The following is a 12,655-nucleotide window of genomic DNA, read 5'->3' as shown; positions in this document are numbered from 1 at the left end:
CTGCCGTTTTTTTTGTTTCTTCGCCTATGCGGGTAGTCAGATGCGAACGGCGGCAGCGTTAGATCAAAGGCAATGACCGACGTATGCGCTGATTGGGCTGGCGCGGGTGGGTTGGCGGGACACGCCGTGAACCCATCCGTGGGGGCTTGGCGAAAACATCCATGTTTTCGACAGTCCCGCCAACCCACCCACGCCAACCCTCCACACATGACTGGCACGCATAGGAAAGCGTAGGTCCGAGCCATGCTCGGACAGCGTGATGCCGAGACGATGCGTGTCCGACCATGGGTCGGACCTACCTGTGATGGGATTGCCAGGAACTGGAGCAACGTCAGACCGTGGTCGGATTGCTGTTGCTGTTGCTGTTGCTGTTGCTGTTGCCCGTGATTTTGATCTTGATCTACCTCCCCCCTTGGAGCGAGCCGAGCATCGCAGCGGCGGCAAGGGCGAACATGGGATTGCCGGCCAGCGGCCGGCAGGTATCCTTGCCGTCCCTACCCGTCGAGCGCGGCGCGCAGTGCGGCTACTTCGGCCGCATCGGTGGCGGTCCAGTCCGGCGACAACCCAGGCAGTGCCGGATTGTGGTGGCGCATGGTCGATTGCCGGGTCGCCTTGGCCGAGGCATGCAGCTCATGGCAGCCACTGCGCGTGGCCACGCTGGCGATGTTGCCGGCGTTGAGCCCGGCCCCGGCCATCACGCCGATGCGTCCACCGGCCTGCGCGACCAGCGCGGCCAGCATGTCCGCACCCGCTTCGGCGCTGGCCTGGCCGCCCGAACTCAACACCCGCTGGCAACCCAGCGCAATCACCTGCTCCAGTGCCTGCGGCAGATCGCGCGCGGCATCGAAGGCGCGGTGGAAAGTCACCTGCATCGGCCCGGCGGCGGCGACCAGCGCCGTGCACAGCGCGATATCCACCTCCCCATCGGCATCCAGCGCGCCGATCACCACCCCGTCGCAGCCCAGCAGCCGGCAGTTTTCGATATCGCGCAGCATGATCTGCGTCTCGTCGGCGCTGTACAGGAAATCACCCGGACGCGCCCGGATCAGCACGAACAGCGGAATTGTCAGGCGCTCACGGGCCAGTGCAATGCTGCCGAATGACGGGGTGGTACCCCCTTCGGCCAGGTTGTCGAACAACTCGATCCGGTCGGCCCCACCGGCCTGCGCGGCCAATGCCGAGGCCACCGAATTGGACGCTATCTCCAACAGCCGGCGCGGCATGCTCAGGCCTGCCCGCTGCTGTAGACCGAGGCCGAATCGCGCAGCTCGTCCTGGCGGTCCTTGTCGCATACCGCGTAGACGAAACCGCGGTGCAGCGCATAGGCGCCCACTTCGCCGTGCCGGTCCAGCGCCAGGAAGCACACCTGCAGGGTCTTGCTGGCCTCCGGCCGCTTGCGCACCACCCGCGCGATCGCCTCGCGGCAGGCCTGCGCCGGCGAGCGGCCCTGGCGCATCAGCTCCACCACCAGGAACGCGGCCGCGTTGCGGATCATTTCCTCGCCCACGCCCGAGGCGGTGGCCGCACCGACCTCGTTGTCGACATACAGGCCGGCGCCGATGATCGGGCTGTCGCCCACCCGCCCGTGCAGCTTCCAGGCCATGCCACTGGTGGTGCAGGCCCCGGCCAGCGCACCGCTGGCATCAATGGCCAACATGCCCAGGGTGTCGTGGTTGCTGCTGTCGCCGGGACGGCCGCGCCGCTCGGCGTTGATCTGCGGCGCGTACTGCGCGGTCTTCAGCCATTCGCGCCAGGCTTTCTCCGCTTCCGGGGTCAGCAGCTTCTGCCGCTCGAAACCCTGCTGCACGGCGAACTGCTGGGCACCCTGCCCGACCAGTATCACGTGCGGGGTCTGTTCCATCACCCGGCGCGCCACCGACACCGGGTGCAGGATGTCGGTCAGCGCCGCCACCGAACCGCAGCGACCGTCGCCGGCCATGATGCTGGCATCCAGGCTGAGCACGCCATCGCGGTCGGGATTGCCGCAGCGCCCTACGGTGGGATTGCACAGCTCGCTCTCGGCCCAGCGCGCACCGGCTTCCACCGCATCCAGCGCCGTGCCGCCAGCGGACAACACCTTCCATGCCGCCTGGTTGGCGCCCACGCCGAAGTCCCAGGTCGATACCACCTTCGCCCTGCCCTGCACCTGCGCACCCACGCGCGGGAGTGCCATCACCCCGGCGGCCAGTGCACCGGCCTGGAGGAACTGCCTGCGATCGGTCATGCGTCTTCTCCCTGCATGGATTCCCGCCTGTGCCCGGCACGCTGCCGGGCACACTTGCTTACGCCGCGATGCGGACCCGGTGCTCGGCATGCCACACCGCCGCACCGATCACGCCCAGCTCGCCATGCTCCACCCGCCATACCGGTACCTGCGCTAATACCTCGCCCATCACCCCCTTGGCCAGGAAGCGCGCGCGGAAGCGGCCGTCGTGCAGGAACGCGGCGATGCGGGTGGGAATGCCACCGGCCAGGTAGACCGAACGGGCGCCGAAGGTCACCGCCAGATCGCCGGCCAGGCTGCCCAGCCACGCGCAGAACACCTCCAGCGTTTCCACCGCCAGCGCGTCCTCACCGGCATGCGCGGCGGCGATCAGTGCTTCGGGCGACGACCAGTGCGGGGCGACTCCGCGCAGCTCGCACAGGCTGGGGTAGAGGTTCATCAAGCCGCTGCCGGACAGGATGCGCTCGTTGTCCACGTGTTCCCAGCGCTGCTGCATCCGGCCCAGGACCGCCAGCTCCAGCGCGTTGCCGGCGGTCAGGGCGGCATGCCCGGCCTCGCTGGCCAGCACCGGCTGCGGGCCGCCGGCAAAACGCAGCGCCGCGCCCAGGCCAGTGCCCGGGCCGAGCACCAGCGCCGGCCAGCGGCGCTGGTCGGCGGGCGCACCGTTCAAGGCCACCAGGGTGTCGGCGTCCACGTGCGGGATGGCGTAGGCCACTGCTTCGAAATCGTTGATCAGCGCCAACGACGCCAGCCCGGCCTGGCGGCAGGTGGCCTCCACCGACACCGGCCAGGTCAGGTTGGTATTGACCAGGTGGTCGCCCTCAAGCACGCCGGCAATGGCCACCACCGCGGTATCCAGCGGCAGCGCCGCGGTGGCGATGAAATCGGCCAGGATCGCCGCCAGGCTGGGATAGTCGGCGCAGCGGTAATGGCGCAGGCCGCTGAGCCGGGGCGGCTGGCCGGCGCGTACCTGCGCCAGCGCCAGGCGCGCGAAGGTGCCGCCGACGTCGGCGACGAGCAGCGCTTCAAGGCGGGAATCCAGACCGGGCGCCGCGTTGGGCGTCGCCTCGGAAGGGGCCGGAACAGGTTCCGGAAACGGTACCGCAACGCTCACTCGCAGGCCTTGGCTGGGATCGAATCAATCCCGGCGATTTTCGGCGATCGACCGGGGTTTGCAAAGCAGACCGTGCCGTACAGGGGCGTATGCGCCACCGGCAACGCAGGCAGGACGCTGTTCACGGCGTGCCCACCTGCAGGCGGTAACTGGTGCTGGCGGCGGCGGTGGGGCCGTCGGCATGCACCGCGCGCACCTCCACCCGGTGTTCGCCGGCGGCCAGGTCGGTGGGCAGCGCGCCGCGCCACAGGTGCGGCGAGGGGGTCGCCTCGGGCGAACGGTCATAGCCGCGCAGGCGGTCGGCCTGGTCGTCGGCGACGTTTTCCTGCAGCAGGCGCGGGTCCGGCTGCTCGACCCGCTTCATGGTCTGCCATGCGCCATCGTCCACGCGGTATTCCACCCGCGTATCGGCCTGGCCCATGAACACATTGGCGTAAACGCCCCAGGCCGGATAGGCACCCTTGCGCAGCACCTTGGGGGCATGCAGCGCGATCTGGTAGTCATCGGGCGCGCGCGCGACATAATAGCGCAGGCTGTACTCGCCACCGGGCTTGACCGACAGCAGCGCATAACCGTTCGGGGTGCCATCGCTCATCGTCGTATCGGGGATGCCGCTGCTGTCCTTGACCCCCGACCAGAACGCGCCGCAGGCCGCTCCGACGTTGTACTCGTGCAGCGGCCTGACGCCCTGCCAGCCCTCGGCGGTGCCATGGTAGTAGTGCTGCTGGGTATGGCTGTGGCCGCTGAGCACCAGCACGTTGGGGAAATCCTTGAGCAGGGCGAACAGGCGGCTGCGGTCGGCGTGGCGGAAGGTTTCCCGGCCCGGCGCGGCATCGAACAGCGGGATGTGCATGCCCAGCACCACCAGCCGGTCGCGCGGCAGGCCCTTGAGATAGTTGCCCAGGAAGGTGAGCTGGTCCGCGCGCAGCCCACCGACATAGTTGGGCTTGGCCGTGGGGTCGTAGATCACATCGTCCAGGAACACGAAGCTGGCCCCGCCCTCCTCCACCGCATAGGTGTCCGGGCCATAGACCGCGCGCCAGCTGTCCAGCGAATGGGCATCGCCGGTGGCGTCCATGTCCAGGTCGTGGTTGCCCGGCACGTGGAACCACGGCACCTGCAGCTGCGCGGTGACCTTGTTGATCGCCGGGTACAGGTCCAGGTCGTCGTTGACGATATCGCCCAGGGTGGTGCCCAGCCGCGCCGGGTGCTTGCCGATGATCGGCTCGACAATGGAGCGCTGGTAGTAGTCGATGTCCAGCTTGCTGGCCGTCTGCGAATCGGAGAACACCAGCATCTCGAAGCCGGCGCGCGCCGCCTCGCTGCCCTTGGCCGGTTCCAGCGCGAAATCCCAGTTGCGCACGTTGCTGCCGGTGGCATGGATGCCGTCGTACTTCAGCCGCGGCGAGCCCTGCGGCGCGTAATGCCGCCAGAAGGCCGGCAGGCCGTTGCCGGCGGCCGGGAACCGGTACTCATCGGGCTTGATCACAAATACCGTGCGGCCTTGGCGCACCGGCAGCGCATAGCTGCCGTCGGCGGCGGTGCGCACGATCACCTCACCGTTGGAAACCTGTACCCCCGCCAGGCCCGGGTCGGTGGGACCGCGCCCGGGTTTGCCGTCGCGTTCCTGGTAGACCTTGCCGGTTACGGTCACCTCGGCGGCCCAGGCCGGTGCGGTGGTCAACAGCAGGCAGGCCAGCCAGGTTGCAGTGCGGGTCATCGGGTCGGTCCGTTCGGGGTGGGTGATGGAACAGCCGCCTATCATCGCCTGCAGCGCGTTTCACCGGCGTTAAACGGCGTAACTTGCCGGCCACGCCGTCCTTCTCCGGCAGAGTGGCATCACCGATATCTGTGCGTCATCGGGCGTGACGCGCGGCCAGTACCGCCACCGCATCGTCCAGCGACAAACCACGGGCCCGCAGCAGTACGATCAGGTGGAACAGCAGGTCGGCCGATTCGCCCAGCAGCGCCGCATCGTCCTGGACCACGCCGGCCAGCGCGGTTTCCACGCCTTCTTCGCCGACCTTCTGCGCGATGCGGCGGGTGCCGCCGTCGAACAGGCTGGTGGTGTAGCTGCCGGCCGGGCGCTGCTGCTGGCGCTGGTGCACCAGTGCGTCGAGCCGGCCCAGGAAGTTGCCCGGGGCGCGCGCGAAGCAGCTGTCGCTGCCGGTATGGCAGGTCGGGCCGGCCGGGCGGGCACTGACCAGCAGGGTGTCGTTGTCGCAGTCCACGCGTACGGCGACCACCGCCAGCACGTTGCCCGACGACTCCCCCTTGGTCCACAGCCGCTGTTTGCTGCGGCTGAAGAAGGTCATGTGGCCGGTGGCCAGGGTCAGCTCCAACGATTCGGCGTTGGCATAGCCCAGCATCAGCACCGCCAGCGTATCGGCGTCCTGCACCACCACCGGCAGCAGGCCACCGCCCTTGTCCCAATCCAGACCATCCAGCGCCTGGCGCGATGGAAGTACTTCAATAGACATCTCGAACCTCGATCTGCTGGTCGCGCAGGAACTGCTTGAGCACGGGAATGGCGATGGCGCCGCTGTGGAAGACGCTGGCGGCCAGCGCGCCATCGACGTCGGCCTGGTCGAACACATCGGCGAAGTGCTGCATCTGGCCGGCGCCGCCGGAGGCGATCAGCGGCACGCCGCACAGGGCACGTGCCTGGCGCAGTTGGGCCACGTCGTAGCCACGGCGCACCCCGTCGCTGTCCATGCAGTTCAGCACGATCTCGCCGGCACCGCGCCGCTGTGCCTGCACCAGCCAGTCCAGGGTCCGCAACGGCACCGCCTGGGTCTTGTCAGGGTCGCCGCTGAAACGGCGCACCCGCCACTCGCCGTCGGCCTCGCGCACCGAATCGATGCCGACCACCACGCACTGCACGCCGAACGCATCGGCCAGTTCCTCGATCAACTGCGGACGGCCCAGCGCCGGCGAGTTGATCGAGATCTTGTCGGCGCCGGCGTGCAGCACCCGGCGTGCGGTCTCCACATCGGAAATGCCGCCGGCCACGCAGAACGGAATGTCGATCAGGCGCGCGATGCGCTCGATCCAGCCAACATCCACCGCACGCCCTTCCGGGCTGGCGCCGATGTCGTAGAACACCAGCTCATCGGCGCCCTGGTCGCGGTAGCGCAGCGCCAGCTCGGCGATGTCGCCCATGTCCACGTGGTCGCGGAAACGCACGCCCTTGACCACGCGGCCGTCGCGCACGTCCAGGCACGGGATCAGGCGGCGGCTCAGCATGCCAGCGCTCCTTCCAGGGTCATGCGTCCTTCCAGCAGCGCCTTGCCCAGGATCGCGCCGCCGCAGCCGACGGCCTTGGCCTGGGCGACGTCATCGGCATCACGCACGCCGCCGGAGGCCTGTACCGCCACGCCCGGCAGCAACCGTGCCAGGTGCCGGTACAGACCGATGTTCGGCCCGGAGAGCATGCCGTCGCGGGCGATATCCGTGCACAGCAGGTGCTGCATGCCGGCCTCGGCATAACGCTGGGCGAGCACGTCCAGGGTGTCCTCGGCAGTCTCGGTCCAGCCATGCACGGGCAACAGCCAGCGGCCGTCGTCGGCCTGGCGGGCATCGAGGGCGATGGTCAGCCGGTCCGGGCCGAACTCGCGCAACCAGCCGATCACCGTTTCCGGCTCACGCACCGATACCGAGCCGACCACCACGCGTGCGGCCCCTGCCTGGAGGATGCGGGCGACGTCGTCGCGCGAGCGCACGCCACCGCCGGTCTGCACCTTCAAGCCGGTCTGCGACGCGATCGAAGACAGCAGCGGCGCCAGGGTGTAGCCGCCCGCCCGCGCCGCGTCCAGGTCGACCAGGTGCATCCAGCCCGCCCCGGCCGCGGCGAACGCCAGCGCACGCGGCAGCGGATTCTCGCCATAGGTGGTCTGCTGGGCGTAGTCGCCCTGCAGCAGGCGCACCACGCTGCCCTGGCGGATGTCCAGCGCGGGATAGACGGTAAAACTCATGTCGGGGGATTCTCGATGAAGTTGCGCAGGATCTGCGCACCGGTGGCGGCCGAACGCTCGGGGTGGAACTGCGCGCCGCTGTAGCGGCCCTGCTGCACCACCGCGGCGAACAGCCCGCCATGGTCGCAGGCAGCCACGGTGTGCTGGCCCAGCGGGGCGGCGTAGCTGTGCACGAAATAGGCGCTGGCGCGCGCCGGCACGCCGTCCAGCAGGGTCGACGGCCGCAACGGCAGCAGGCGGTTCCAGCCCATGTGCGGCACCCGGATGCCGGTGGCCGGGTGCAGGCGGCGCACCACCCCGGGCAACAGGCCCAGGCATTCCACATGGCCTTCCTCGGAACCTTCGAACAGCAGTTGCATGCCCAGGCAGATGCCCAGCAGCGGTACCTGCAGTTCGCGCAGCGGCTGCACCAGGCCCTGCGCGTGCAGGCGTGCCATGCCGTGTGGCGCGGTGCCCACGCCGGGCAGGATCACCTGCGATGCGCCCTGCAGCCCCTGCGCATCGCGCACCAGCCGCACCTGCACGCCAAGCCGCTCCAGCGCATAGCGCACCGAGCCCAGGTTGGCACCGCCGGCATCGATCAACGCAACCTCGCTCACAGCGCCCCCTTGGTGCTGGGCAGTGCGCTGCCCTGGCGCGGGAGGGCTTGGCGCAGTGCGCGTGCCAACGCCTTGAAGCAGGCCTCGACCTTGTGGTGGTCATTGTCGCCACGCACGCTCAGGTGCAGGTTGAGCCCGGCCGCATCGCACAGCGAGCGGAAGAAGTGCGGCACCAGTTCGGTCGGCATGTCGCCGACCCGTTCGCGCTTGAACTCGCCCTCGAACACGAAATACGGGCGCCCGCTGAAATCCAGCGCGGCGCTGGCCAGGGTTTCGTCCATCGGCAGGGTGAAGCCGTAGCGGCCAATGCCGCGCTTGTCGCCCAGCGCCTCACGCAGCGCCTGGCCCAATGCCAGGCCGGTGTCTTCGATGGTGTGGTGTTCATCGATGTGCAGGTCGCCCTCGGCCTGCACCCGCAGCGCGAAGCCGCCGTGCTTGCCGATCTGTTCGAGCATGTGGTCGAAGAACGGCAACCCGGTCTGGGTCTGCGGCTCGGCCACCTGGTCCAGGTCGATCTCGACGCGGATCCTGGTCTCCTTGGTGTTGCGCTGCACGGTGGCCCGGCGCGGCGCATCGGCCAGCTCGTGGGCGATCGCGTTCCAGTCCCACTGGCCACCGAACTGTTCGGTGCGCAGCTGGAAACCGCGGATCTTCATGTTCTCGGCGAACTGGATGTCGGTGGGGCGGTCGCCGACCATCGCCGAGCGCGCCCAGTCGATGCTGCGGTCCTGCAGGTAGGGCAGCATCATGCCGATGCCCGGCTTGCGGGTGGGCGCATTGTCATCCGGCCAGCTGCCATCGATGAGCACGTCGCGAAACACGATGCCCTGGCTGGCGAAGATCTGCAGCATCAGGTCGTTGGGGCCATCGAAACTGGCCTGCGGGTAGCCTTCGCTGCCCAGCCCGTCCTGGTTGCTGACGATCACGAACTGGTAGCCGGCGTCGCGCAGCTTGAGCATGGCCGGGATCACATCGCGCACGAAGCGGATCTTTTCGTAGGCATCGATCTGGAAATCGGCGGGCTCTTCGATCAACGTGCCGTCGCGGTCCACGAACAGGATGGGGGTCATGCCGCTACCCTCCGCGCAGCCAGCGCACTGAGCACACGGTCGTTCTCCAGGGTGCTGCCGATGGTGATGCGCAGGGCGTCGTGCAGTTGCGGCGCGGCGCGTTGGTCGCGCACCACCACGCCGGCCGCCAACAGCGCATCGAAGGCCTGCTGCGCATCACTGAAGCGCACCAACAGGTAATTGCCCTGCGACGGATACACGCGCAGCACGCCGGGCAGCACGGCCAGTGCCTGCTGCAGGCGGCCGCGCTCGGCCTTGATGCGCTCCACGCGCGAGGCGGTGAGCTGCAGGTTGCTGTCGCTCAGGCCCGCCAGCGCCAGCTCGGCACAGGGGCCGGGAATCGGATATGGCGCCTGGCAGCGGCGCAACAGCGCGATCAGCGCCGGCGTGGCAATGAGGCTGCCGATGCGCGCGGCAGCCAGCGCGTGCGCCTTGGACAGCGTGCGCAGCACGGCCACATTGCCGTAACGCGGCAGCAGCGTGACCGCCGACGGCAGCGCGGCGTACTCGGCATAGGCCTCGTCCACCACCACCAGCGCCCTGCCCTGCAGCGCCGTGGCTACGCGTTCCACCTGCTCCAGCGTGATCGCGCTGCCCGCCGGATTCGAGGGCGAACACAGGAACACCAGCTTGGCGTTGCCGGCCAGCGCGGCGGCGATCACCGCGTCGATATCGGCGTTGAGCGCATCGCCGTCGTCGCGCAGCGGCACCTCCAGCAGCGGCGCGTTCTGCAGCTGCGCGCACACCGCGTACATACCGAATACCGGCGGGGTCACCAGCACCGCATCGCGGCCGGGCTCGCACAGTGCGCGCACCAGCAGGTCGATTGCCTCATCGCTGCCGCGGCCGATCAACAGCTGCTCGGTCGCGCAGCCATACAGTTGCGCCAAGCGTGCACGCAACGCAGCCGGCTGCGGGTCCGGGTAGCGACGCGCCCGGCCCTCGCTGTCGGCCGGGTTGGCCCAGGCCGACTCATTGGCGTTGAGCCACACATCGCCGACCAGCGCGCTGCTGCGCGCCGACGAATAGCCGGCGAAGGCCTGCAGGTCCGCGCGGACCAGCGACATCACCGCATCGGGCGCGCTCATGCGGCCACCTCCATGCGCAGTGCCACCGCATTCTCGTGCGCGTCCAGGCCTTCGGCACGGGCCAGCGTGCGCGCGCAGCCGCCGATCGCGGCAATGCCCTGCGCGGTGGCCGACTGCACGCTGATCAGGTTCTGGAAACTGGCCACGCTGACCCCGCTGTAGGCGCGCGCGGCACCGGCGGTGGGCAGCACGTGGTTGGTGCCGCTGCAGTAGTCGCCCAGGGCTTCGGGGGTGTAGTCGCCGAGGAACACCGAGCCGGCCGCTTCCACCTGCGCCAGCCAGTCGCGCGGTGCGCGCAGGGCCAGGATCAGGTGTTCGGGCGCATAGCGGTTGCTGATCTGGAAGGCCTGCGCCAGCGAGTCGACCAGGATCAGCTGCGAGGCCTGCAGGGCCTGGGCGGCGATCGCCGCACGCGACAGCCGCGCCAGCTGCACCTGCACCTGCGCCTGCACCTGCGCCAGCAGCGCGGCGTCATCGGTCAGCAGCAGCACCTGCGAATCGGGGCCGTGCTCGGCCTGCGACAGCAGGTCGGCGGCGACGAAGGCCGGGTTGGCGCCGGCGTCGGCAATCACCAGTACTTCCGAAGGGCCGGCCGGCATGTCGATCGCCGCCGCGCCATCGCGCGCCACCTGCTGCTTGGCCTCGGTGACAAAGCTGTTGCCCGGGCCGAACAGTTTGTCGCAGGCCGGCACGCTGTCGGTGCCATAGGCCATCGCCGCGATCGCCTGGGCGCCGCCGAGCTTGAACACGCGGTGCACGCCGGTCAGCCGCGCGGCCACCAGCACCGCCGGATCGGCGCTGCCGTCCTTGCGCGGCGGGGTGCACAGCACCACTTCGCGACAGCCGGCCAGCTGCGCCGGCACGCCCAGCATCAAGGCGGTCGAGGGCAACGGCGCACTGCCGGCAGGCACGTACAGGCCGACCCGGCCGATCGGCCGCACCACGCGCTCGCAACGAACCCCGGGCGCGGTCTCAACCGCATAGCCCTGGCTCATCCCGGCCTGGTGGAATACCCGGATGCGCGCGGCGGCATCGACCATCGCCTGGCGCAGCTCGGCCGACACCGCCTGTTCGGCGGCGGCGAACTCGGCCTCACCCACTTCGAACGAGGCCGGTGCCACGCCATCGAAACGCAGGCTGATTTCGCGCAGCGCGACATCGCCATCGGCGCGCACCGCCGCGATCAGGCCGGCCACCGCCTCGCTGGTGCGTGCCGCCACCGCCTGCACCGGGCGCTGCAGCACCTGCGCCTGGGCATCGGCGTCCAGAGCGGACCACTGCTGGACATTCATCGACAGTGCGTTCATGCCAGCGACCGCTCCACGCTCAACACCATCAGGCCCTGCGCGCCGGCGCGCTCCAGGTCTTCCAGCCGCTGCCAGGTCAATGCGCCGTGGCACATGGTCTGCAGGCGCAGGTGGCCGCCGTCGTCGGGCAGTTGCACCAGCGGGTCGGCATCGGGCAGCAGCCGGGTCAGTTCGGACACGCGATCCTGCGCGGCACGGAACATCAGCAGCTTGCTGTCGCGCACCTTGACCACGCCATCCAGCCGCCGCAGCAGCATCGCCATCAGTCCGGCGCGGGCGTCGTCGGGGGTCTTCACCGGGCCGGCCAGCACCGCCTCGCTTTCCAGCAGGGTTTCCACCGGCTTGAGTTGGTTGGCGGCCAGGGTGGCGCCACTGGAGACCAGGTCGCAGATCAGGTCGGCGGTGCCCAGGCGCGGCGCGATTTCCACCGAACCGGACAGTTCCACCACCTGGGCATCCACCCCGCGCGCGGCCAGCCAGTCGGCCAGGATCGCCGGGTAGCTGGTGGCGATGCGCTTGCCGGCCAGTTGTTCCACCCCGCTCCACTCCCATTCCTCGGGCACCGCCAGCATCAGCCGGCACTGGCCGAAGTTCAGGCCGCGCAGCGCCTGGTAGGCATCGGGCAGGCCGATCCGGCGGCGGGCGGCGCCCTGCTCGTCCAGTTCGTTGCGTCCGACGATGCCGAAGTCGCAGACGCCATCGGCGATCAGCCCGGGGATGTCGTCGTCGCGGACCAGCAGCAGGTCCACCGGCAGCGATTCGCCATAGCAGAACAGCTTGTCGCGGCTCTGCCGCCAGCTCAGCCCGCAGGCGGTGAGCAGGCTGCGCGCCGGCTCGGCCAGCCGCCCGTTCTTCTGGATGGCGATACGCAGCCGGTCGCGTGCCGGGGCGGTCTGGGTTGCACTCATGGGGCGGGTCTCTACTTGGATTCGGCGGGCGTGGGCATGGCGGTGGCGGCAACAGCGGCGGCATAGCCGCCGTGGCCGTGTTCCAGCGAGCGCGCCACGCGCCCGGTGGTGGTCACGCTGACCCCGGTCAATTCATGGATTTCGCGGTACGGCACGCCCTGTTGCAGCAGCGGCACCACCTTCCAGCGGTCGGCCAGCGCCTCCAGCTCGGCCGGGGTGCACAGGTCGCGCAGGAACGCGGTGACCTGCCCGGCGCCGGTCAGCGCGGCAAAGGCCTCGGCCAGGCGGGCCAGGTCGGCCTGGGCATCTTTTTCGCGGGGGATCGGACGTAGTTTCATCGTATCAATGTAATAGCGTGCTAATACATTAGC

At 69.5% G+C, this 12,655-nt stretch carries 13 protein-coding genes; all 13 read right to left on the bottom strand.

The genetic code is table 11. From position 1 onward, the window contains the following. Positions 1-494 precede the first annotated feature (494 nt). The 13 genes from IC535_RS05960 to IC535_RS05900 all read right to left on the bottom strand — a co-directional run bounded on the left by IC535_RS05960 (position 495) and on the right by IC535_RS05900 (position 12,622). Entirely contained in the window at positions 495-1,223 is a 729-nt protein-coding gene (locus IC535_RS05960; RefSeq protein ID WP_228885027.1) for a copper homeostasis protein CutC, read from the bottom strand. 2 nt (positions 1,224-1,225) lie between these two features. Further along, positions 1,226-2,224 carry a N(4)-(beta-N-acetylglucosaminyl)-L-asparaginase gene (locus tag IC535_RS05955; protein WP_228885028.1) on the bottom strand — a complete coding sequence of 333 codons (999 nt, stop codon included), beginning with the start codon at positions 2,222-2,224 and terminating at the stop codon, positions 1,226-1,228. A gap of 58 nt (positions 2,225-2,282) precedes the next feature. Beyond that, a complete protein-coding gene (locus IC535_RS05950; RefSeq protein ID WP_429000325.1) occupies positions 2,283-3,338 on the bottom strand; it encodes a glucokinase in 1,056 nt (351 codons plus the stop codon). A gap of 121 nt (positions 3,339-3,459) precedes the next feature. After that, positions 3,460-5,058, bottom strand: a complete 1,599-nt coding sequence (locus IC535_RS05945) for a calcineurin-like phosphoesterase C-terminal domain-containing protein (RefSeq protein WP_228885030.1) — start codon at positions 5,056-5,058, stop codon at positions 3,460-3,462. Positions 5,059-5,194: 136 nt separating this feature from the next. After that, the gene (gene hisIE / locus IC535_RS05940; RefSeq protein ID WP_228885032.1) at positions 5,195-5,818 is read right to left on the bottom strand and encodes a bifunctional phosphoribosyl-AMP cyclohydrolase/phosphoribosyl-ATP diphosphatase HisIE; all 624 of its coding nucleotides are present in this window, start codon (positions 5,816-5,818) and stop codon (positions 5,195-5,197) included. Beyond that, positions 5,808-6,584, bottom strand: a complete 777-nt coding sequence (hisF, locus tag IC535_RS05935) for an imidazole glycerol phosphate synthase subunit HisF (protein WP_228885034.1) — start codon at positions 6,582-6,584, stop codon at positions 5,808-5,810. Before hisF ends, hisIE begins: the two co-directional genes overlap by 11 nt. After that, on the bottom strand, positions 6,578-7,312 hold the full coding sequence (gene hisA, locus IC535_RS05930) for a 1-(5-phosphoribosyl)-5-[(5-phosphoribosylamino)methylideneamino]imidazole-4-carboxamide isomerase (RefSeq protein WP_228885036.1): 735 nt from the start codon (positions 7,310-7,312) through the stop codon (positions 6,578-6,580). Before hisA ends, hisF begins: the two co-directional genes overlap by 7 nt. Continuing rightward, positions 7,309-7,911 (bottom strand): imidazole glycerol phosphate synthase subunit HisH, encoded by a 603-nt coding sequence (gene hisH, locus IC535_RS05925; protein WP_228885037.1) that lies wholly within the window; start codon positions 7,909-7,911, stop codon positions 7,309-7,311. The genes hisA and hisH overlap by 4 nt, the downstream gene beginning before the upstream one ends. Continuing rightward, positions 7,908-8,981: a bifunctional histidinol-phosphatase/imidazoleglycerol-phosphate dehydratase HisB gene (gene hisB / locus IC535_RS05920; protein WP_228885038.1), complete on the bottom strand. Its 1,074-nt coding sequence runs from the start codon at positions 8,979-8,981 to the stop codon at positions 7,908-7,910. Before hisB ends, hisH begins: the two co-directional genes overlap by 4 nt. Next, the gene (gene hisC / locus IC535_RS05915; protein ID WP_228885040.1) at positions 8,978-10,069 is read right to left on the bottom strand and encodes a histidinol-phosphate transaminase; all 1,092 of its coding nucleotides are present in this window, start codon (positions 10,067-10,069) and stop codon (positions 8,978-8,980) included. The genes hisB and hisC overlap by 4 nt, the downstream gene beginning before the upstream one ends. Then, the gene (gene hisD, locus IC535_RS05910) at positions 10,066-11,361 is read right to left on the bottom strand and encodes a histidinol dehydrogenase (RefSeq protein ID WP_228885249.1); all 1,296 of its coding nucleotides are present in this window, start codon (positions 11,359-11,361) and stop codon (positions 10,066-10,068) included. Before hisD ends, hisC begins: the two co-directional genes overlap by 4 nt. Before the next feature lie 11 nt (positions 11,362-11,372). After that, on the bottom strand, positions 11,373-12,284 hold the full coding sequence (gene hisG / locus IC535_RS05905) for an ATP phosphoribosyltransferase (protein WP_228885042.1): 912 nt from the start codon (positions 12,282-12,284) through the stop codon (positions 11,373-11,375). An 11-nt stretch (positions 12,285-12,295) separates the two neighbouring features. Further along, positions 12,296-12,622, bottom strand: a complete 327-nt coding sequence (locus IC535_RS05900) for a YerC/YecD family TrpR-related protein (protein ID WP_228885044.1) — start codon at positions 12,620-12,622, stop codon at positions 12,296-12,298. Positions 12,623-12,655: the final 33 nt, after the last annotated feature.

Source organism: Stenotrophomonas rhizophila (assembly GCF_020857975.1).
In the GTDB taxonomy this organism is placed as follows: Bacteria; Pseudomonadota; Gammaproteobacteria; order Xanthomonadales; family Xanthomonadaceae; genus Stenotrophomonas; species Stenotrophomonas rhizophila_C.
This window is presented reverse-complemented; position numbering and strand designations above follow the sequence as displayed.